This is a genomic window from Streptococcus sp. NSSLK0004, assembly GCF_059039125.1.
Window position 1 is genome coordinate 1,607,278 of sequence record NZ_CM180142.1, and the last position, 19,983, is coordinate 1,627,260.

Consider the following 19,983-nt stretch of genomic DNA (forward strand, 5'->3'; position numbering starts at 1 on the left):
AGACTTATCTGCCCACTTGTTTCGTAGTTCGGTTTCAATTTGCTTTACCAATAAGTATATCACATAGCTTGGTATTTTGCTGAACCCAACTATCAAATAAAGCCTATCACCTTAAACAGAATGCACCGTTGCACCTTCTCCGTCTTGAATACGGAAGCTATACTTATGCCCCTGAGTTAAGCTATGATAGAAACCTTCCCCTTGATACAACTGAAAAATCTGCATGGTTTTACGACTTTCTTCATCACGATAAACGTGCTGAACATAGGGATTATCTGCAAATACTTTCTCCAACAAATCTAACCCTGCAGGCCGAGCTTTGCCTTCTATACGAATGACCTGAATCAGATAATCTTCCTCAGAAAATGCCGTAAGCGCCACACGCTCATCCCCCATTAACTGTTGGTAAAATTGAGTTTCTGAGCTAGTCATAAAGAAAACTCCCTCTTCCCTAGCAGCAGTAATATGAATAGGACGCGAATGAGGACTCCCTTCTTTGTCAACAGTCGCAAAAATCCCTACTTTCATGTTCTCCAAAACTTGCATAATATCTGTCATTTCCATAAGTTCCCTCCAGAAAACGTTTTCCATTCCTATTGTAACAGAAAAAGACAAAAGTGTTAAGCCTTTTACGAGAGACCGTAAAACAAAAAGAAAAAGCCTTTTGACTTTTTCTTTTTCGTTTAATAGGTCGCCAATCGCTTTTCTAGCTGAAGCTGACCGAAGGCATATAGCGTACAGATACCCCAGTAAATAAGTGCCACACAAATATAAACTGTCATATAATCCGACTTGGCACCACCAACAATTTTGGCCTTATTGAAAATCTCTGGCACCGTAATCATAGCTGTTAACGAAGTGCTTTTTACCATATCCAAGAGAACATTACTCAAAGGTGGTAGGGCAATCCGAAAAGCTTGGGGAATGATGATTTTTCTGTAAATCACATTGGTTCGCAAACCTAGTGAACGCGCCGCTTCCCACTGCCCCTTATCTATTGCAGATAGAGAAGAACGGATAATTTCAGAAATATAGGCACTAGACATAGAAGTAAAGGCAATGATAGACGCTGTAATAGCATCTAGTTCAATCCCCATAAACGGCAGACCAAAATAGATGAAAAAGAGCAGGACCATGAGCGGAATCCCCCGCATGAGTGAAATATGGGTCATGGCCAACCAACGAAGTGGGGCCAGCTTAGACATTCGCAACAGGGCTACAAAGAAACCACAGAAAGTCCCCAAAGCAAAGCCGATTAACGACAAGGCCAAGGTATAAGGCAAGCCCTCCAAAATTTTCGGTATGGCTTCTCTTGCTATATCCACATTAAAAACAGCCTGCCAGTTGATATTCATCCTATCCTCCTTCTCCTTATAGGAAAAGCCCTCCAATGCGGGCTTTTCCTTATTCTACATCCGATGTGTCAATCACAGGAAGATCCTCTGCTCCCTCAATTGGCTGTGTCAAATCTTGACCACCATAGTATTTCTCTGAAATTGCAAGAAGCGTTCCATCTTCTTTCATTTCGTTGATGACTTGGTCCAACTTCTCTTTCAGACTAGTATCTGTCTTACTCATGACAATTCCTTGTTCCGTTGGATTGTACTTAGCTTCTCCCATTTTCACCTTGATGTCAGGGAAATTTGTCTTCACCCAAGCAATCGCCATCACTTGTGTATAGTAATCATTTGGAATAAAGTCTGTACGACCTGTCGATACATCACGAAGATAAACATCATTAGTCACATTATCGTAGATGACTGGCTCAGCACCCAATTTCTCAGCAATCTTCATGTACTGAGTACCTGCACCACCACCAGCCTTCTTACCTTCCCAGTCGCTGAGGTCGGCCGCTTCCATACCAGATGAGCCATCTTCACGGACAATGTAGCCTCCGACTGAATACTTGTAAGGAGTTGAAAAGTTATACTTTTCCAAACGCTCTGCCGTCGTGTCAAAGTTATTGACTGCAACGTCCACCTTACCGCTATCGACTGCTGTAAAAGCTTCTGCTACACCGATTTCTTGGTATTCAATCTCTAGACCCAAACGTTCACCAATTTCGTTCATCATCTCAATTTCATAACCGACCAACTCATTGTCATCATTGTAGTAGGATGTTGGGTAAAGAGTTCCCGGTGTCGCCACTTTCAAGACACCTGCTGCTTCAATACGCTCCCATTCGGTCTGTTCTGCTGAAGAAGAGTTAGTAGTCGAACTACTTGAACACGCAGCAAGGGCAAGAGAGGACACTAACAAAGCCGAAGCCAGTAGTTTTTTCATCATGATATAATCTCCTTTTTTGTTACATTACTAACATTAAAAGGGTAACATATCCAACTCGCTTTAGCAACTAATTGAACTGAAAATTGATTCGGCTACAATGTGAAACAAGCAGTACTTTCTAACTGCTCTGCTAGTTGCAACAAGAGGTCTTCTCGGCCTTTTGCAGCAGTAAATTGCACACCGATTGGTAATCCTTGTTCAGTCTTATAGGTCGGTAGACTAATAGCTGGTTGCCCAGTGATGTTTGCCTGCTGGGTAAAGGGAGTCCAAGCCAAACTTTCTGCAAACATCTCCCAAATCAAGCTCTGCTGCTCTGCCATTGACAACTCCTGCGTGTGCAACAAGCGTTCCACCATCTCCGGCGATTGAGTGAACTGGTCCAATTTAGGAGCTACATCTGCCACAGTCGGTGTCAGAAGAAGGTCATAGGTTTCGTGAAAATTAGCCATTTTTGCGCTATAACGATCCCAATCTTGTAGGACCTTGGAATAGAGCTTGGCTGGAATTGTTTGCCCACTCTGGTAGATAGCCCAAGTCATGATTTCCATATCATTCGGCGTCATGCGTCGTCCAAAACCTGTTTCTATATCATCAAACATCTGTGCCGTTTCGACGCTATTCATCAAGTAATAGGCTTGCATGACTTCGACACCATCTAGAACAGAATTTGACGACTCAGTGACTTGGTGGCCCAAGGCTTCTAGCTGAGGCAGGAGTGACAAGACAGCTTGTTTAGCATCCGATGAAACTGCACTCCCAATGGGTGATTCCAAGCTATAAGCAATCTTCAAGGGTTTATCTATTGGTAAAAAAAGGGATTGTTCACTCAATAGGGCCAGAGGGAAGGGCGCTTCAACTTGATAGGTCTGCAAATGATAGAGCAACCGCTTCGTATCGCGGACTGATTTGGTTAAGGCAAAATTGCTGGAAGCTCCTTGCCAACCACGGTAAGAATTTGGTCCAACAGGAATACGACCTCGACTGGGCTTGAGACCAATCAAACCATTGAAAGAAGCAGGGATACGGATAGAGCCACCGCCGTCCGAAGCCGCTGCCAAAGGCACCATACCCGAAGCTACTGCCGCTGCCGCACCTCCACTGGAGCCACCCGCATTGCGACTCACATCTAGCGGAAGTTTGGTCGGACCATGCAGGCTAGAGTTCGAGATGTTCTTAAAACCAAACTCAGGTGTATTTGTCCGACCTAAAATGATAAACCCTAAATCCTTAAAAGCCTGCACTAGTCTATCTGTATGATTAGCACGATAGTTCTGAAACAGACGCGATCCTGCCGTTGACAACTGCCCTGCTTCATTTTGCCCCAAATCTTTCAACAAGAGAGGAACACCGCCAAAAGCTTTGTCTTGAAAGTTGTTTGATTCCGCTTCTTGCAGGGCTTGCTCGTACTGCTTGCTGACGACTGCGTTGAGACTCGGATTTAGCTCCTCTATTTGCTCAATCGCTTCTAAAACCAATTCTTTAGCAGATACCTGACCACCTTGAACCGCCAAAGCCATTTCCGTCGCATCTTTCCACATAGGTAACTCCTTATATTTTTCATAAGCTTATCATGAATGCAAAAAATCAGCAAGTTGAATGAACTTACTGATTTTAGTGGATTATTACAAGTCATCAAAGGCGTCTTTCACCTTGTCAAAAAATCCCTTTTTTTGTGGTTGAACATGGATATTCCCTGCCGCGGCGAATTCCTTGAGGGCAGCTTTTTGGCGATCATTGAGATGAGTTGGAGTGACGACGTTAATAGTAACGTACTGGTCACCTATTGCTCCACCGCGTAGGCTTGGAGCCCCTTTCCCTTTAAGGCGGAATTTCTTACCAGTTTGTGTTCCTTCAGGAATGACCAAGTCCACATCGCCATGCACGGTCGGCACGTGAACCGTATCTCCAAGAGTTGCTTGGACAAAGTTAAGGTTGAGTTTGTAGTGAATGGTTGTTCCATCACGCTCAAATTTGTCCGAAGCCTTGACTTGAATGACAACGAAGAGGTCACCGTATGGACCACCGTTGAAACCTGCTTCTCCCTGACCTGCTAGACGAATCTGTTGACCAGTTTCCACACCTGCTGGTACCTTGACAGTTACAGTATGAGCTTGTTTCTCATGACCTGTTCCATGACAAGTTTGACATGGTTCCTTGATTTGTTTTCCACGACCGTGACAGACATCACAGGTCATTTGACGGCGCATGGTACCAAGCGGTGTCTGTGTATCCACGTTGATAACTCCTGAGCCATGACAACGACCACAAGTTACAGGGCTAGTGCCTGGTTTAGCGCCTGACCCCGTACATGTCTTACAGGTCGCTTCGCGGTGATAGCTGATCTCCTGCTCCGTTCCAAAAATGGCATCTTCAAAGCTGATGTCCACACGGTAGCGAAGATCGTCACCCTGACGAGGAGCATTTGGATTACGGCTCGCTCCACCACCAAAGAAACTAGAGAAGATGTCTTCAAAACCGCCGAAGCCCGCTCCGTCAAAACCACCAAATCCACCTGCTCCTCCGCCGAAGCCTCCATTAGCACCAGCAGGACCATACTGGTCATAGGCTGCCCGTTTCTGCGGGTCGCTCAAGGTTTCATATGCCTCTTGGACCTCCTTGTACTTGTCCTCTGCACCAGCCTCCTTGTTGATGTCAGGGTGGTACTTCTTAGACAACTTCCGATAGGCTTTTTTTATCTCGTCCTGGGAAGCATCCTTGGAAACCCCCAGACGATCGTAAAATTCAGTATTGTTCATATAAGATACTAAGGGCGTTAAGCGGACACAGCCAAAATAGGAGTTTTGACGCAGGACGTCACCGTCCTAGGAAAAACTATCTTTTTGGCACAGTCCGTAGCCCGTGTTCGATTGCGAACACTTTCCTTTCTATCATGGTTTTGGAAAAGTGAAAACAGCAAACTGACGCAGTGTGCCTAACACACTAGGAAGTTTATCTTTTCACTAGGTTTTTAGCCTGTGTTCGAATAGCCGAACTTGTATTCCTTTCTTTAGAATATAGAAAGTAACCCGTGTTCGATTACGAACACTTTCCTTTCTGTAAAAGTTAGAAGGGTATTTACCCAAAAACAGAGGCTGGGTTGCAACCTCTGTGATTAGGATTTTGATTGACTAATGATTTTATTCTCGGGAAATGAGAACTGAGTTCGTGCTAAGAACTTCGGAAAAAAGATTTTCCGAACCCTAGATACTCAAAGAAATTCAAGACTAGGCTAGGCAACTGGACGAAGATTGAACTAGAGTTCATCGAGGAGAGTTAACAAAGCCTAGTGAAGAATTTCGAAGAGTATTACTTTTCAGTAAACTCGCCATCCACTACATCATCGCCTGCGTTGTTAGTAGTTTGGGCTCCTTCTTGGCCTGCGGCTGCTTGTTGTGCTGCTGCAGCTTGTTCGTAGAGTTTCACTGCAAGGGCTTGAGCTTTTTCGTTGAGGTTTTCAAGCTTGGCTTTCATGTCGTCCAAGTTGTTTGCTTCTTGTGCTGCCTTCAACTCATCAAGAGCTGCTTGAGCTTGGTCACGTTCTGCGTCAAAGCCTTTTCCTTCAGTTTCTTTGAGAGTTTTCTCAGTCGCAAAGATTGCTTGGTCAACATCGTTACGAAGGTCAACTTCTTCCTTACGTTTCTTATCTGCTTCAGCGTTTGCTTCTGCATCTTTCATCATGCGGTCGATTTCTTCATCTGTCAAACCTGAGTTAGACTGGATAACGATGGTTTGCTCTTTTTGCGTACCAAGGTCTTTGGCTTTTACAGAAACAATACCGTTCTTGTCGATGTCAAATGTTACTTCGATTTGTGGGATACCACGAGGTGCTGCAGGGATGTCTGTCAATTGGAAGCGACCAAGAGTCTTGTTGTCCGCTGCCATTGGACGCTCACCTTGAAGCACATGGATGTCAACAGCTGGCTGGTTGTCTGCCGCAGTTGAGAAGACTTGTGATTTAGAAGTTGGGATAGTTGTATTGCGGTCGATGAGTTTTGTAAATACGCCACCCATTGTTTCGATACCAAGTGACAATGGTGTTACGTCAAGAAGGACAACATCTTTGACATCACCAGTGATGACACCACCTTGGATAGCCGCACCCATGGCAACAACTTCATCAGGGTTAACTGATTTGTTTGGCTCTTTACCAGTTTCAGCTTTTACAGCTTCTACAACGGCTGGAATACGAGTTGAACCACCAACAAGGATAACTTCGTCGATTTCTGACAAGCTGAGACCTGCATCTGAAAGGGCTTGACGAACAGGTACTTTTGTACGTTCTACAAGGTCGTAAGTCAATTCATCAAATTTGGCACGAGTCAAAGTCATTTCCAAGTGAAGCGGACCTGCTGCACCTGCAGTGATGAACGGCAAGCTGATTTGAGTTGAAGTCACACCTGAAAGGTCTTTCTTAGCTTTTTCAGCCGCATCTTTCAAACGTTGAAGAGCCATTTTGTCAGCTGACAAGTCGATGCCGTTTTCTTTCTTGAATTCTGCTACCATGTGGTCGATAATCTTTTGGTCAAAGTCGTCACCACCGAGCTTGTTGTCACCTGCTGTTGCAAGTACGTCAAAGACACCGTCACCGAGCTCAAGGATAGATACGTCGAAAGTACCACCACCAAGGTCGAATACCAAGATTTTCTCGTCTTTGTCAGTCTTGTCCAAACCGTAAGCAAGGGCTGCTGCAGTTGGTTCGTTGACAATACGCTCTACTTCGAGACCTGCGATTTTACCAGCGTCTTTTGTTGCTTGACGTTGGGCATCGTTGAAGTAAGCAGGAACCGTGATAACGGCTTTAGTTACTTTTTCACCAAGGTATTCTTCAGCGTAGCCTTTCAAATATTGAAGGATCATAGCTGAGATTTCTTGTGGTGTGTACTCTTTACCATTTGCTGAAACTTTTTCAGAAGTTCCCATTTTTGATTTGATAGAGATGATAGTATCTGGGTTGGTTACTGCTTGGCGTTTTGCCGCGTCACCAACGATGATTTCACCATTTTTGAAAGACACAACAGATGGAGTTGTGCGGTTTCCTTCTGGGTTTGCGATAATTTTTGATTCAGTTCCTTCAAGAACTGCAACTGCTGAGTTTGTTGTACCTAAGTCAATACCGATAATTTTAGACATATGATTTACCTCTTTTTTTATTTCTTTTAGTGATACTCTCCTTAAGTGGCGACGCCGTCAGAGCCCGCTTTTGCGGTCTCTTTGACTAAAGTTTGAGCCAATTGTCTCAAACTTTGCGTATCTACCGCCACGGCGGAGAGTATCAAATGGGCTCACGATGTTCGCCAGCCTACAAGCCTAAGGCCTGTCTTTGTTTACAATTTCATAGTTTAACGACATTTCGGTCAGGTTGTTCGACGCATGAAGATATAGTCATCTTCAATGTTGTTTGATTCTTGAAAGCCTAATTTCTTCCAGAAATTTCTAGCTTCCAAATGTTCTTTATGAACTGGTAGAGAAATTTGAGCTAGGCTGTGCTCTATGCTCAGATAGTCTATGCAGACTTCAGCTGCTTTTCTGCCAAATCCTTTTCCTTGATGATACTTATCAATTAAGAAATTGATGATTTCACCATTGCTGTCTTTGCAGTAAAGCGAAACGTAGCCTATCAATTCACCTTCATTGTAAATAGCTTTCGGATGTGAGAATGGTCGAAGGCTCCAAGCTTCTGCCAATGAAAACTCAACTGAATCGACATAATCTTTGTTAGATAAGCCAGAATCTAGATGTAAGCAATCGTGAAAATTTTCATCGCTGATTTCGCGTAGTTCTATCATTTATTCTGACACCACCACCATAGCCGGTCTCAACAGACGTTCATGCAACTTGTAGCCTTTTTGGAAGACTTGTGCGATGTGTTCTGCTGGGCAGTCGTCTGTGGCCGGAACGGTTTGAATGGCCATGTGAAGATTTGGATCAAAGACATCGGTTGCGACTTCTTCCACCCCTTCTTCTTTGAGGGCTTGAATCAAGCTTTCCTGTACCATTTCCAAGCCTTTTTTGACATCTTCTGTCAAACCTTCGACTTGAAGGGCACGCTCTAAGTTATCCAAGCTCGGCAAGATTTTCTTAGCCAAGTCTTGTGAACGGTAACGCTGTATAGTCTGGCGTTCCTCGTTAGCACGACGTTGGATATTTTGCATTTCAGCGTGGGCACGGAGGTATTTGTTTTCAAATTCCTCTGCACGCTCATTTGCCAAATCCAATTCTGATTTTTCAGGAGTTTCGACAACTTCTTCTGTTGTTGCTACTTCCTCAACAATTTCTTCATTTTTGATTTCTTCTGACAAAGCATTCTCCTTTTAATTGACTTCGTAATGATTACTGCTCAGGTAACGATAGTAATCGGTTAATTTCATAAATAGGACGCGACTGATAATGTTGATTAAACTCATCTGCCTACGATAGTCCATGTCAACAGGACCGAGCAAACTCATCTGGGCCATGCCCCGATAAGGGATTGGAAAGCAATGATGAATGACCGTCACATCTGCGAGGGCTGGATCCATACTTTCCGCCACGGAAATGCTAGTCTGCTGATCTGGCGCCAAGCCCTTTCGCAACTCTGGAGCCAATAGCTGTGGGCTATCCAAGAGCTGGTAGGTGGCAAGATTACCATAAGTCAGCGAAGCAACTTTTCCACTGATAAAGACTGATTCTTGGAAGAGTGTGGAAAAGATATAATCCATCAGATCCAAGACATTGTCCGTCGTGGTAAAGTAGCGTTGCACAACTTGGGGAACCTCCGTCCGTAGCTTGTAGTGGATAGATAGGACCGTCTGACCAACGAAGCGTTCATCCACCAAACGTTTGAGCACTTCCAAGTCCCTTGTCAAAAAGTTCTTAGGAATGGCAAACTGGACGGTGACAGGTTTTGACTGATCCAAGGTCAAGACTGCCAAGGCATCGTGACTACTTAACTGCACGATATCAAAGGAAGTCAACTGCTGACTGGTCGGCTCCACATCCAGTATCACCGAAGTGTAGCCTGTCAAATCAGCTAGGACTGTACTGGCCCGCTCCAAGATGTCTTCTAGCTTGAAGGCTTCAAAGTCGAAGGCCTTGACCACCTGATAAACATCCTCTTCATTGATATGTTCCAAGTTGAGCGAGTGGTTAACAAAGTATTGAAAACCAGCCCGACTGGGCATCCGACCGCTTGACGTGTGGGCCTTTTCTAGCAAACCCAACTGCTCTAGCTTAGCCATATCATTACGAATGGTAGCCGAACTAGAAGCAATCATCTCCTGCAAGGCCTTAGAACCAACTGGCTCATGGTGGCGCGTAAACAATTCAACAATCAGATTCAAAATATCATTTTGACGTTGGGTAATCATCTCCGCTCCTTTCATGAACACTCTGATTTTTGTTTTAGCACTCTCGTATGTCGAGTGCTAAACTTTATACTCCCATTATACGCCGAAAAAATGGATTGTCAAGAGAAAAAACCAAAAAATTAGCACTCTTTTACCTAGAGTGCTAAAAATCAGTCTGAAGACCTAGTTGTTTTTTACAAGTCGATAAAAACGGTATCCAATCAACAGCAAGAGAGGGATATAGATTGCGGAAAGAACAAGCGTAAATACATGATCATGCTCATTCAGATTCATCCCTATCAAAATGAAATAAAGTCCTAAGGATAGTAGATAGCGTCTTTGGATGATTGTTTTAACAAATACCAGCTTGCTTTCCCTATCACCGTATATCTCAAGATCTCCCTTTACAGCTGCCTTCCTAAAAATAACGAAGCTTTGGCATGATGTGACAAATTCCCAACCATAGTCCTCGTACATGCGTAGATAGGATTCTCTATCCTTGTTTTTTCTTTCTTTAAAATCAACTTGGTAGACGACATCTTCTGGCTCACATTTTTCAAAATGATAAAAGAAGCTCCAACGAATTTTAGTTAGCCTCCACCCTTTCCGATGCATTTCAGTCAGATACTGCGCCTGCTGATTGAAATCCGTGATAAAAAATACTTTACACTCTGTCTTAGTTTCCATAACTTTCCCCCTTACTATTTCGATAAAGTCGTTCAATTCGAGCCAATTCTATATCTAGAATTTCTCGACCTGTTGCTGTTATTTGGTAAAACTTTCGCTTGTCTTCTTCTCTGACGAGAATTAAACCAAAAATGAAATGCAGCTACCGCATTCACTCCCCTTCCCTTAGTTCCAAGATATTCCAAAAATTTAAAACCATCATCAGCGTTATAGCAATCAAGCTGATAAAACTATTTCGATTTAGAAAAATCACTGCGAAGATTGCAAGAGCATTGATAAGTGCTGCAATTCGTTTCTGTTTTGTCATTTTCCAACCTCCTTATACTTCTGACGCAAACGCATCAAACCAATTGAACAATAGAGTAAAACTGGTAAGTCAGCAATAGCCATACCAATCATAACAGCAGGCAATTTCAAGACATAAAATAGCAAGATAAAGAAAACAAACAAGGAAGTGGCCAGTAGAAACTGTCTGGTAATAATTCTGTCAATCATCTCGAACTTACTCTGACGGTCACTATAGAGCTCAACTTCTCCCAAACTCTCATTTTTTCTAAAATAAGAGAAATGATTGCAATCACCGACATATTCCCAGCCATAATCTGCAAACATCTGGAGGTATTCCTCCTTATCCTGACCTTTGGGCTTAAAATCCAGTTGATAGCTAACTTCTTCAGGTAGACATTTCTCAAAGACATAGAAAAAGCCAAATTTATTTTTTTGAAATTTCCATCCTTGGCGGTGCTGCTCTGCCAGATAATGTTCTTCCTTTTCAAAATCAGGCAAGAAGAAGAAATGAATTTCTGTCTTAGTCTCCATAACTTTCTCCCTTACTGTTTCGATAAAGTCGTTCAATTCGAGCCAATTCTATATCTAGAATTTCTCGACCTGTTGCTGTTATTTGGTAAAACTTTCGCTTGTCTTCTTCTCTAACAAAGGCAATCAAGCCGTCCTTCTCCATCTTTGATAGGGTACCGTACATGGTTCCAGGGCTAATCACGACCTGACCTGCCGTGACTTCCTTGGTCTTCTGGGTAATATCGTAACCATGCCGTTCTTCCTGTAAATGAAAGAGAATATAGAAGGCTGTCTCTGTCATGGGAACATAGACGCGTTTTAATTTATCGTCCATAAAACTCCTTTCGCACTACGATACATCGAAATTCGATATACAAATTATATCGCATCTCGATACACTTGTCAAGAAAAAAATCAGAGAAGATCCCTGATTTCATTTCTTGATTGTTTTAGAAAATGGTGTTTTATGTGTCGTGATAAAGTTCTCAAGCCAGCTAGCATCATCGCTCTCCGTCGCTACTTCTTCCCTTCCCTCATCCGTGTCCTGTTCTTCATCGTCTGAAAAATCGACTTTCCCAAACAGAACTACCTTGCCCTCCGTTTCAGCACTTGCTGAACTGCTATTAGTTGTTAGAAGCCCAAAAGCTACAAAACCTAGTATTGCAAGAGCACCTAAAACAAGTAATTTCTTCATCATTATTTCCTCCAAGATAAATAAACATTATTCGTAAATTTATAAAACTTACAAGTATCATCTTACAAGAAATAGCGAGCCACTTAAAATTCATTACATATCTGTAACTTTCTCAATTTCCTTATTGATTTGGTGGATTAAATCATAGCAATCTAAAAATTTGGCAATATGCAGGCATTCCTTCATTATTTCTAGGCCACCATCATTTCCATTCATGTAGGACAAGCGTGCTTTTAGGAGCTTAAGCAGCAAGCGATCCCGCATATTCTTTTCCATGATATTGACAGAGTCAAGAATTTTGAGAAAGCGAATAGCAGCAAGCTCCTCTCCCCTATCTAACAAACTACTCGAAATATTGATGAGCACCTTATAGACATTATCTCTGTTTTCTGTGATATCCATATAAAACTTGGTTCGATTGAGAACTTCCATTCCCAACACCTCTAACATCTTGCTAGGAAGACCTCTGCTACAATTTCCGAAAATCCAGAGTTCAAATTTACCCCAATCATCTATGGACATTAAATAGTCCGATAGAATTGCTTTTTCATCCTCAGAAACATCATAATCAGGATCGCACCATTGTTGCTTAAAAATATGAAAGGCCGCAACCATCACCCTATCAAACGGACGTCCATCCCTATCATACTCTGCTTGATGGTACAAAATTCTATCATCCATATACTGAGCATTGTGACTATAAACTGCACGGACAAATTCCTCTGATGAAAACAAATTATCTATCTGAAAGTAGGACTGGTAGAGGGTAGAAAATTCGCCCTCTACCACATTCATCCGTCTCAAGCAATGAAAAAATGTATCTACAGAAAGATTGCTCTTTCCATTTTCAAAGCGTGATAACTGAGCAGGTGTCACGAAATCCCCAGCCACTTCTTTTAGAGACATATTTTTTGATTCTCGAATCATTTTAAAAATTTTTCCGTAATTTCCCATTATATTCTCCACGCGTTACATTTATGTAACGAAATTTGCCAACTTTTGAATCTAGTATATCATAGATTTATCATTTTTTTATAGAAAGGCAGGTAGTTATGTCATCTCTCTTATCTACCCAACAATTATCAAAGCAATACGGGAAACAAAAGGCTGTTCATCAGGTTTCTTTAACGATTAATAAAGGAGAAATCTGTGGTTTAGTCGGTGAAAATGGTGCTGGGAAGACAACGCTTCTCAGAATGTTATCGGGTCTCATTTCCCAAACTTCAGGTACCATTACTAGCTCAAAATATTGTCGTATTGGAGCTTTAATTGAATCCCCTGCTCTACAACCTAATTTATCTGCGATCGATAATCTTCGTTACATGGCTCTGCAATTAAATCTCAAGCAAGCGGACGAAAAAATCTTAGAGACATTAGCAATTGTCGGTTTAGAGGATGTTGATCCTAAGAAAAAATCCAAAGATTTTTCACTGGGAATGCGTCAACGTTTAGCTATTGCCTTAGCTATTCTAGATAAGCCTGACTTTTTAATCCTAGACGAACCGATTAATGGTCTTGACCCTGTTGGAATCAAAGAAATGAGAAGCATTATTTTAAATCTTCGCAATCAATATGGGATGACCATCCTTATCTCCAGTCATATCCTATCAGAGCTTGAGATGGTGGTTGATCGATACATTATTATGCATAAGGGCCTTATCGTCAAAGAATTCTCAAAGCAAGAGCTTGAACAAACTTTAGAGGAACAACTCTATCTACAAACAAACAACCATCCTAAGACCTTTACTATCCTTGAAGAGCAGGGCATCGCTTACAAAATAGATAAGGATTATATCAGTCTGTCATCAGATACGAATGTTATGAGCCTCATTCATCTCTTGATAAACCATGAGATTGAGGTCAAAGAAATTTTTAAACAACAAATGTCATTTGAAGATTATTATCTGACATTGCTTCAAGAAGGAGAAGAGCATGATACATTACTTTAAAGCTGATTTATTTAAGATTCAAAAAGAACAGAGATTAACGATTTCATTGGGAATATTGGCTTTACTGTCCTTTTTATCCGCTTTTTTGTTGCATGGCAACGAAGACTTCACTAGCTCTCTTATTCAATTGCTTTCTCAATTTATCACACTATTTTTTATCGTCCCGACAAACCTATTCTTTGGAGAAGATTTTACTTACCGTACCATCAATCATATTATTATCAAGCAACAAATAAGAAAAGGAGTATTTTTCTATAAAGTCTTAGCAACCCTTGTGCTAAATCTCGCTTATATCCTTCTAGCCTATTTATTGAGTAGCAGTATTGGCTTACTTCTGGGTGCCCCTGTTGATGTTGCAGTGATAATACACAGTTTCATTGCTCAAACACCTTTATTTATCTGTATCTCTCTGTTATCCATCCTGATATTTGTCAAGTCCAATAAAGTCAATCAAGCCTATCTTGCCTTTAGTTTAATTAGCCTTCTTTTTGACAATGTCACCAACCTTATTACTAGTAACCTACTCCATATGACATTACCAACAGATTATTTTCTATTTCTTTCGCTTCAACAGTGGGAAAATATTTCAAGGCTATCTATGTGTATTAGCTTTATGGCTAGTATGCTATATTTTTATATGAGTTACGTTATTTTTAGTAAAAAAGAGTTTAAATAGTGATGTAGGAACCATCACGTACACAAAACTATGACAAATCATGAATATGCTTTGACTAGAGAAGCAACAAACATAACTTTATTCCTATTAATTACTAAAAATGCACCTTTTCATCCAACTTTGATAGGAAGAAACAGGTGCATTTTATATTTGGAAGCAAAAATTTACTTCCCTTGAGCAATCAATTCTGCTCCGCGATGACGATAGGACATATCGCCGACTGCTTCAATGGTAAATTGACCATTTTCATACTTGAGAACAGTGATAGAGCCATTGTCTAAGAATAAATTGGTCGGACTTTCTGGATTGAGCAGATTAACAAGTGTTGCAATAGTCATGCCGTGGCTGACCACCAGAGCATTGCCACCACCTTGTTTTTCTACATCTTTTGCAATGGATTCAAAACCTGTCAACAAGCGCTCGCGCAAGACTTCCCATGACTCTGACCAACCAGCCGTGTCTGCTTCCTGAATACCTGCAGCAATTTCTTCATAAGACATTCCCACTGTATCAATCGTGCCCCGTAAACGTGGCAAAACACCTTGGAAAAGATCCGCATCATACATACCTTCAAAACTTCCGAAACACCATTCGCGGATTCGTTTGTCCTGATAATAGGGAATCTTTCCTAAAATCCCCAATTCACGTTGGGCAATGGTAATGGTCTGAACTGTTCTGCCTAAATCACTAGATACGGCAACCTTGAAATCAAGCCCTGCATCTTTGAGGCCTAAACCAAGTTCACGGATTCCTTCCTCACCGACCTTAGTCAATGGTGTGTCGCACCAACCCTGCACACGACCAATAGTATTGAACATTGTCTTTCCATGGCGGGAAATATATAATCGAGTTTCTGTCATTACACTTCTCCTTGTGTTCCTTTTTCTATCTATTATAGCAAAAAACCGACTGCTTGTCGCAGTCGGTTAGGAGAAAATTGAGTTAACTAGCAATCTCCAACCCAGAACAATCCTTGCTCGTTTTTTTCAAACTGATAAATACTTACCAGCTAATCTGACAACAAAACTATCCCAAGCTATTTTTTTTAAATTCTTCTTCGCTTTAACCATAATAGAATGCGGACGATCCAGTATATTAGTATTCCTATCGTTACCATACGTAATGGAAAAAGTAAGGGACTTTTTTGTTCTATTAACGGCTGGCCAAAATAAATAATTCCAAAAAAGAAACCCATTTCAACCATCAAACGGACAATAAACAACCATTCTTTCTTAGGTATTATTGCCCCATCTTCTTGATGATACTCTTCCCAATATTCTTTGTTCCGCCACTTTAGAATGTTTGCATAGAGCAATTCTACTGTTAACCTTGAGAAAACAATCAGCAAGAATAGTCCCCCAACTATCCCGAGAATATTCGCTTGACCAGCTGTAGCCCATCTTCCTGCTAAACTTCCACTAAAAATGATAGCTAAAGAACCTGTATTTTTGACTGCTGGTTTAGCTAAAAAATTCTTTTGCGTTCTTTCTTCGGAAAATCCAGCTTGCAACTGCCCTTTCAACCAAAAGACATTATAGAAAATACTGATAATATAAACTATCAAAAAAATCCAACCGAGTATGGCCATTCTATCTAAATCAAACCCTGAACCTGTTATTCCAGACACGAAAATCATCAGCAATGATAGTGAAAAAATCAAAATTAGCATAAATATGTTTTGAAAAATCCCTGCTATATCTTGATGCTGAAACACTATCTTCTTAAGAGGAGGAAATACCAAGAATAAGATAAATAGTGTCATAAATCCGACTGAAACTACCAGACTTCTGCCCAAAAAAGTTTGCGAAGCCTCAATTCCATAATCCTTCCCAACAAGCCAATACATACTGAGCATAAGCACACCAACAAACAGACTAGCTAAGTAGAACGAAAGATTCTTCAAGGATATTCTCGTATTAATTAAAGATTGAAAATATTGTTGGTTTCGTTCTTGCGATATAATTTCTTTCTTCCTCATTCTGTACTATTCTTCCGATTTTTTATTTTTCTATAACCCCAAATAACAATACGAAGTCCCCAATATACCAAGATGAGCCTTGGAATTATCTTCAATATTGGAATCAAGGGACTATCAACTGGAAGAATTTCTGTACGAAGATAAGCGAGACCTATGATAAACAAAACCTCCAAAAAAATGCGTATGAACGATTTTGTTTTCTTAGAAGTCCCTCCAATCCCATCCTCTTGACGATATTCTTCCCAATATTCTTTGTTCCGCCACTTTAATATCATGACATAAATATACTCTAGGTTCAAGCGTGAGAATGCCATAACAAACAATAGACCTGCAACCATCCCAAAAATATTTGCTTGACCTGCTGTCATATACCGCGCAAGGACTGTTCCACTAAAAATCAAAGCCATTGATCCTGCACTTTGAACCTTTTTTCGAGACGAGTAATTTCCTTCTGTATGCTCTGGAGAAAAACCATGTTGCAATTGGCTACGAAGCCAATAAATGTGATACAGCATCGACAAAATATAAATAACCCCCAAAACAAAACAAACGGCATAAATGGGTTCATAGCTAAAACTACCTTTTTTATATACAATCATTGCAGTTGCTAAAAGAAACAAATTAATTGTTAGACTTACTGAAAATAGAAAATGCCAAATGCTAGAAAATCGCTGATGTTGGTAAAGCTTCTTTTTCAGATAGGGAATAACAATGGCAAACAATAGCAGAAGATTTATCGCATTGAAAATGAGTAAAGTCACAACAATGGGATTATACAAGGAATTCATTCCATAATCTTTAGGAACCAGCCAGTATGGTACCGCCATTAAAGCACCAACAAAAAAGTTTGATAGATATAAAGCTGGATTATCTAAGGTCCCCCGTCCGTCAACAAATGCTCTAAAATATGCTTTGTTTCGTTCTTGTGATGTGGCTTGATGTCTTGTTTCCATTTATCCCTTTTGTTTCTCCTTATTCTTTCGTATCTTCCATAGAATGATGCGGATAATCCAGTATATAAGTATCCCTATTGTTGCCAGACGTAGAGGAAATTCCAGAGGGTTATTTTGCTCGTTCAGTTTAAGACCCAAATAAATAATTCCAAAAAGCACGCCCGCTTCAACCATCAAGCGAATCATAAACAACCACTTTTTCTTAGGTATTATTATTCCATCCTCTCGACGATACTCTTCCCAATATTCCTTATCCCGCCACTTCAACACTGCCGCATAGGCATATTCTACATGAAGCCTAGAGAAAGCGCCTGTAAATAATACAAATGTAGCGAGCCCAATCCCTGTCATAAGTGTTCCTTTAAATATAAGAGGAGCAATCATGACCAATCCAAACATAATCAACAATGTATTTAAAGAAGCATTAGACAGAGAACTCAAGTAATTCTTTTGAGTGCGCTCTTCTGACATCCCTTTCTCTAACTCCTTTTTTAACCAATCAATATTGTAAGCAATACATAGTGAATACAGGGCGATTCCTCCAACTAGAAACGGTAGGCTAAAAGGAGAGCCATAGATATCCAGCATATTCTTATTGGCCAATGTCAGTATTGCAGATAGTACTATAAGCATAAAATACATTAAAAATACTGATAAAAATTGCCAAATTGAACTAAAGCGCTGATGCTTGTAAAAGAATCTACGAATCGGTTCTACAAAATTCAATAAGATAGACAGAACCAAAAAAACATTACTGCATATAAGGATCTGAGAGAGAATATCCTGTGGAGGGGTCACACCATAGTAAACCACTGTACCAGTGTGGAGTAAGTAGTTAATCCCCCCAACAAAAGCACCTACAATACCAGCGAACCCTATCATTCCCATGGACGCTCGAGTTGCGATGAAAGATTGAAAATATTTTTTATTTCGCTCTTGCGAAAGTTGTGTATTTTTGGTCATTTAGTTTTCCCTCACTACTTACCTGACATCCAGTTCCAAACATTGCTGACTGCTTTTCCAAAAGTTTTGACACCACTCTTCACTATAGATTTCGCCTGTTTTACTAGAGTGGTAGGTGGATTCCCATATTCCCAATTTAAGCCAATATTAATGACCATTCCAACTCCAGCACCGACAACTGTTCCAACAGGTGGTAAGAAGAACGAACCTGCCATCGCACCAGCGGCTGTTGCCCCAGAGCCTGCTAAGAAATCAACTGTGACATCTGAGCCCATACCAACCCAGTCCGTCTTACCATTATGAGTGTTGTCACTCCAATTCGAGTACAGACTTGTCACTGTGGAAACGACTCCTAAACCTTTTCCAAACTTCCCAATCGTTGAAGCCGCTTTAAAATCTTTAAAGCCCTTTGCAACATTAAACTTAGATTTAATATCTATGGAATCCACAATAGAAGCCTGGCCTGTTTTCCACATATTTTTAAAATTAAGCGTTCCATCCGCATTCTTGGCGTAATGTAACCCCTTAAACTTAATATCAACCTTCTGCTCAAAATCTTTTCCTTTTGTAAAGGTGCCATCCCAGTCCTTCAAATCTTTTGGTTTGAAGAGGTTCTTGGTGGAAGTTCCATTCCCCTTTAATGGATCGTAGAGCACCTTTCCTCCTAATCTTAAGACACCAGTATTGTCAACAACAATGGCAACTCCTTTTAAATAGGCACGACCGTTTTTGATTTGGAGGACGGATTGGATAACCGTTTGAAGCCGACCGCCACATGTTGCTACATAGTTATCAATAGAAGGAATAACTCCATCACCGTATTTTTTTATTTGATCTGCAATCCACTGAGCAGCCTCTTCCTCTGTGAAAGATTTTGGCATATTGGCAACCGCAAAGTAAAACGAGTCCTTAAAATCTTTGGATTCTTTTGTAAACCATGACGCATCTACTCCAGGGGGCAGGGTATAGGTTCCATCCGCATTGATCTGGCTCAAGGACAGAACGGCCATCGCCTGCATGGACACGCTCAAGTTCTCCTTAGCGCTTGAGAAGAGACCATTGGTATTGGCGGAAAAATTCCGCAACAATTGTAATTTCCGTTCAACTTCTGCGATATCTGATCCCAAAGAGGAAATTGTCGAACTCAAGCTAGTGAGGGAGCTGTTTAACTGTCCGATGTAAGAAGAATAGTCTGTTCCTTTTTGTCCGGACAAGTTCATGACTTGTGTACTGAGGTAGGAAGACAGCTGCTCAGCAGAAGCCTTCTGACTTTTTAAGGAGGTTAACTGTTTATTCAATTCATCTTCATCGAGAACGCCTTCTCCGCTAACTGTTCCATCTTGGGTTTTATAACTGGATAAGTCCGTCTCTATCGCGTCAACTGCACTCTTCGTTTTGTGAATCGCTGGGATAATGCATTCTGAAAACAAACCAGAAGCGGCCGTATAGGCGGCGCCTGATAACGTACGACCATCCACTGCGGAAACCAACTGTTGAGCACCGGTCGAGAGAGTAGCCATCTCCGATTTGATTCGCGAAATATTCTGCTCTAAGACTGTCATCAAGTTAGACGAATCAGAGCTGACATATTTTAATCCCATGGTAAATCATCCCTTTCTTTTTGTAACTGGCATTTTTCTTCATCTAAATTCTGAAGAGTTCTTGTATAATATC

22 protein-coding genes and 1 pseudogene are annotated in these 19,983 nt (G+C 41.1%); 2 read left to right on the forward strand and 21 right to left on the reverse strand.

Going from position 1 to position 19,983, the window contains the following annotated elements:
- Positions 1-111: 111 nt before the first annotated feature.
- The 16 genes and pseudogenes from AC4CS8_RS08255 to AC4CS8_RS08330 all read right to left on the reverse strand — a co-directional run bounded on the left by AC4CS8_RS08255 (position 112) and on the right by AC4CS8_RS08330 (position 12,744).
- The gene (locus tag AC4CS8_RS08255) at positions 112-564 is read right to left on the reverse strand and encodes a pyridoxamine 5'-phosphate oxidase family protein (protein ID WP_493892764.1); all 453 of its coding nucleotides are present in this window, start codon (positions 562-564) and stop codon (positions 112-114) included.
- A 119-nt stretch (positions 565-683) separates the two neighbouring features.
- Complete coding sequence (locus tag AC4CS8_RS08260) at positions 684-1,355, reverse strand: amino acid ABC transporter permease (protein ID WP_493892765.1); 672 nt, start codon at positions 1,353-1,355, stop codon at positions 684-686.
- Positions 1,356-1,404: 49 nt separating this feature from the next.
- On the reverse strand, positions 1,405-2,286 hold the full coding sequence (locus AC4CS8_RS08265; protein WP_493892766.1) for a transporter substrate-binding domain-containing protein: 882 nt from the start codon (positions 2,284-2,286) through the stop codon (positions 1,405-1,407).
- Positions 2,287-2,378: 92 nt separating this feature from the next.
- Positions 2,379-3,824, reverse strand: a complete 1,446-nt coding sequence (locus AC4CS8_RS08270; protein ID WP_493892767.1) for an amidase — start codon at positions 3,822-3,824, stop codon at positions 2,379-2,381.
- Positions 3,825-3,908: 84 nt separating this feature from the next.
- On the reverse strand, positions 3,909-5,042 hold the full coding sequence (gene dnaJ / locus AC4CS8_RS08275; RefSeq protein WP_493892768.1) for a molecular chaperone DnaJ: 1,134 nt from the start codon (positions 5,040-5,042) through the stop codon (positions 3,909-3,911).
- A 550-nt stretch (positions 5,043-5,592) separates the two neighbouring features.
- A complete protein-coding gene (dnaK, locus tag AC4CS8_RS08280) occupies positions 5,593-7,416 on the reverse strand; it encodes a molecular chaperone DnaK (protein WP_105114407.1) in 1,824 nt (607 codons plus the stop codon).
- Between the two features lie 224 nt (positions 7,417-7,640).
- Entirely contained in the window at positions 7,641-8,072 is a 432-nt protein-coding gene (locus tag AC4CS8_RS08285; RefSeq protein WP_493892769.1) for a GNAT family N-acetyltransferase, read from the reverse strand.
- On the reverse strand, positions 8,073-8,585 hold the full coding sequence (grpE, locus tag AC4CS8_RS08290; RefSeq protein WP_172021170.1) for a nucleotide exchange factor GrpE: 513 nt from the start codon (positions 8,583-8,585) through the stop codon (positions 8,073-8,075).
- Positions 8,586-8,597: 12 nt separating this feature from the next.
- On the reverse strand, positions 8,598-9,632 hold the full coding sequence (hrcA, locus tag AC4CS8_RS08295; protein ID WP_172021168.1) for a heat-inducible transcriptional repressor HrcA: 1,035 nt from the start codon (positions 9,630-9,632) through the stop codon (positions 8,598-8,600).
- Between the two features lie 162 nt (positions 9,633-9,794).
- Positions 9,795-10,298 carry a DUF2812 domain-containing protein gene (locus tag AC4CS8_RS08300; protein WP_493892770.1) on the reverse strand — a complete coding sequence of 168 codons (504 nt, stop codon included), beginning with the start codon at positions 10,296-10,298 and terminating at the stop codon, positions 9,795-9,797.
- Positions 10,288-10,425 (reverse strand): annotated as a pseudogene (locus AC4CS8_RS08305) (PadR family transcriptional regulator); the annotation flags it as partial. The gene AC4CS8_RS08300 and the pseudogene AC4CS8_RS08305, both read right to left, overlap by 11 nt.
- Before the next feature lie 24 nt (positions 10,426-10,449).
- The gene (locus AC4CS8_RS08310; RefSeq protein WP_172021164.1) at positions 10,450-10,605 is read right to left on the reverse strand and encodes a hypothetical protein; all 156 of its coding nucleotides are present in this window, start codon (positions 10,603-10,605) and stop codon (positions 10,450-10,452) included.
- Positions 10,602-11,117 (reverse strand): DUF2812 domain-containing protein, encoded by a 516-nt coding sequence (locus AC4CS8_RS08315; RefSeq protein ID WP_172021162.1) that lies wholly within the window; start codon positions 11,115-11,117, stop codon positions 10,602-10,604. The genes AC4CS8_RS08310 and AC4CS8_RS08315 overlap by 4 nt, the downstream gene beginning before the upstream one ends.
- Positions 11,107-11,430: a PadR family transcriptional regulator gene (locus AC4CS8_RS08320; RefSeq protein ID WP_172021161.1), complete on the reverse strand. Its 324-nt coding sequence runs from the start codon at positions 11,428-11,430 to the stop codon at positions 11,107-11,109. Before AC4CS8_RS08320 ends, AC4CS8_RS08315 begins: the two co-directional genes overlap by 11 nt.
- A 99-nt stretch (positions 11,431-11,529) precedes the next feature.
- Positions 11,530-11,793, reverse strand: coding sequence for a hypothetical protein (locus tag AC4CS8_RS08325; RefSeq protein WP_172021159.1), 264 nt, complete (start codon positions 11,791-11,793; stop codon positions 11,530-11,532).
- A 90-nt stretch (positions 11,794-11,883) separates the two neighbouring features.
- A complete protein-coding gene (locus AC4CS8_RS08330; protein ID WP_172095538.1) occupies positions 11,884-12,744 on the reverse strand; it encodes an Rgg family transcriptional regulator in 861 nt (286 codons plus the stop codon).
- A gap of 98 nt (positions 12,745-12,842) precedes the next feature.
- Between AC4CS8_RS08330 and AC4CS8_RS08335 the strand changes: the two genes are divergently transcribed.
- Positions 12,843-13,739, forward strand: a complete 897-nt coding sequence (locus AC4CS8_RS08335; protein WP_172095539.1) for an ATP-binding cassette domain-containing protein — start codon at positions 12,843-12,845, stop codon at positions 13,737-13,739.
- Positions 13,723-14,415 carry an ABC transporter permease gene (locus AC4CS8_RS08340; RefSeq protein ID WP_172095540.1) on the forward strand — a complete coding sequence of 231 codons (693 nt, stop codon included), beginning with the start codon at positions 13,723-13,725 and terminating at the stop codon, positions 14,413-14,415. Before AC4CS8_RS08335 ends, AC4CS8_RS08340 begins: the two co-directional genes overlap by 17 nt.
- A gap of 164 nt (positions 14,416-14,579) precedes the next feature.
- On the opposite strand, the gene AC4CS8_RS08345 is transcribed toward AC4CS8_RS08340, so the two are convergent.
- The 5 genes from AC4CS8_RS08345 to AC4CS8_RS08365 form a co-directional block, all read right to left on the reverse strand.
- On the reverse strand, positions 14,580-15,275 hold the full coding sequence (locus AC4CS8_RS08345) for a histidine phosphatase family protein (protein WP_172095541.1): 696 nt from the start codon (positions 15,273-15,275) through the stop codon (positions 14,580-14,582).
- Between the two features lie 185 nt (positions 15,276-15,460).
- Positions 15,461-16,393, reverse strand: a complete 933-nt coding sequence (locus AC4CS8_RS08350) for a hypothetical protein (RefSeq protein ID WP_493892771.1) — start codon at positions 16,391-16,393, stop codon at positions 15,461-15,463.
- Positions 16,390-17,346, reverse strand: a complete 957-nt coding sequence (locus tag AC4CS8_RS08355; protein ID WP_172095673.1) for a hypothetical protein — start codon at positions 17,344-17,346, stop codon at positions 16,390-16,392. Before AC4CS8_RS08355 ends, AC4CS8_RS08350 begins: the two co-directional genes overlap by 4 nt.
- Positions 17,347-18,309, reverse strand: coding sequence for a hypothetical protein (locus tag AC4CS8_RS08360; protein ID WP_172095672.1), 963 nt, complete (start codon positions 18,307-18,309; stop codon positions 17,347-17,349). It lies immediately after the preceding gene.
- 14 nt (positions 18,310-18,323) lie between these two features.
- The gene (locus tag AC4CS8_RS08365; protein WP_172095671.1) at positions 18,324-19,910 is read right to left on the reverse strand and encodes a hypothetical protein; all 1,587 of its coding nucleotides are present in this window, start codon (positions 19,908-19,910) and stop codon (positions 18,324-18,326) included.
- Positions 19,911-19,983 lie beyond the last annotated feature (73 nt).

Coding starts and splice junctions, on each gene's coding strand:
- dnaK (WP_105114407.1), bottom strand. CDS start 7,416: ATGTCTAAAATTATCGGTATTGACTTAGGTACAACAAACTCAGCAGTT.
- AC4CS8_RS08330 (WP_172095538.1), bottom strand. CDS start 12,744: ATGGGAAATTACGGAAAAATTTTTAAAATGATTCGAGAATCAAAAAAT.
- AC4CS8_RS08315 (WP_172021162.1), bottom strand. CDS start 11,117: ATGGAGACTAAGACAGAAATTCATTTCTTCTTCTTGCCTGATTTTGAA.
- hrcA (WP_172021168.1), bottom strand. CDS start 9,632: ATGATTACCCAACGTCAAAATGATATTTTGAATCTGATTGTTGAATTG.
- AC4CS8_RS08310 (WP_172021164.1), bottom strand. CDS start 10,605: ATGACAAAACAGAAACGAATTGCAGCACTTATCAATGCTCTTGCAATC.
- AC4CS8_RS08335 (WP_172095539.1), top strand. CDS start 12,843: ATGTCATCTCTCTTATCTACCCAACAATTATCAAAGCAATACGGGAAA.
- AC4CS8_RS08365 (WP_172095671.1), bottom strand. CDS start 19,910: ATGGGATTAAAATATGTCAGCTCTGATTCGTCTAACTTGATGACAGTC.
- AC4CS8_RS08270 (WP_493892767.1), bottom strand. CDS start 3,824: ATGTGGAAAGATGCGACGGAAATGGCTTTGGCGGTTCAAGGTGGTCAG.
- AC4CS8_RS08265 (WP_493892766.1), bottom strand. CDS start 2,286: ATGATGAAAAAACTACTGGCTTCGGCTTTGTTAGTGTCCTCTCTTGCC.
- AC4CS8_RS08340 (WP_172095540.1), top strand. CDS start 13,723: ATGATACATTACTTTAAAGCTGATTTATTTAAGATTCAAAAAGAACAG.
- AC4CS8_RS08260 (WP_493892765.1), bottom strand. CDS start 1,355: ATGAATATCAACTGGCAGGCTGTTTTTAATGTGGATATAGCAAGAGAA.
- AC4CS8_RS08345 (WP_172095541.1), bottom strand. CDS start 15,275: ATGACAGAAACTCGATTATATATTTCCCGCCATGGAAAGACAATGTTC.
- AC4CS8_RS08325 (WP_172021159.1), bottom strand. CDS start 11,793: ATGATGAAGAAATTACTTGTTTTAGGTGCTCTTGCAATACTAGGTTTT.
- AC4CS8_RS08300 (WP_493892770.1), bottom strand. CDS start 10,298: ATGGAAACTAAGACAGAGTGTAAAGTATTTTTTATCACGGATTTCAAT.
- AC4CS8_RS08350 (WP_493892771.1), bottom strand. CDS start 16,393: ATGAGGAAGAAAGAAATTATATCGCAAGAACGAAACCAACAATATTTT.
- dnaJ (WP_493892768.1), bottom strand. CDS start 5,042: ATGAACAATACTGAATTTTACGATCGTCTGGGGGTTTCCAAGGATGCT.
- AC4CS8_RS08360 (WP_172095672.1), bottom strand. CDS start 18,309: ATGACCAAAAATACACAACTTTCGCAAGAGCGAAATAAAAAATATTTT.
- AC4CS8_RS08285 (WP_493892769.1), bottom strand. CDS start 8,072: ATGATAGAACTACGCGAAATCAGCGATGAAAATTTTCACGATTGCTTA.
- AC4CS8_RS08255 (WP_493892764.1), bottom strand. CDS start 564: ATGGAAATGACAGATATTATGCAAGTTTTGGAGAACATGAAAGTAGGG.
- AC4CS8_RS08320 (WP_172021161.1), bottom strand. CDS start 11,430: ATGGACGATAAATTAAAACGCGTCTATGTTCCCATGACAGAGACAGCC.
- AC4CS8_RS08355 (WP_172095673.1), bottom strand. CDS start 17,346: ATGGAAACAAGACATCAAGCCACATCACAAGAACGAAACAAAGCATAT.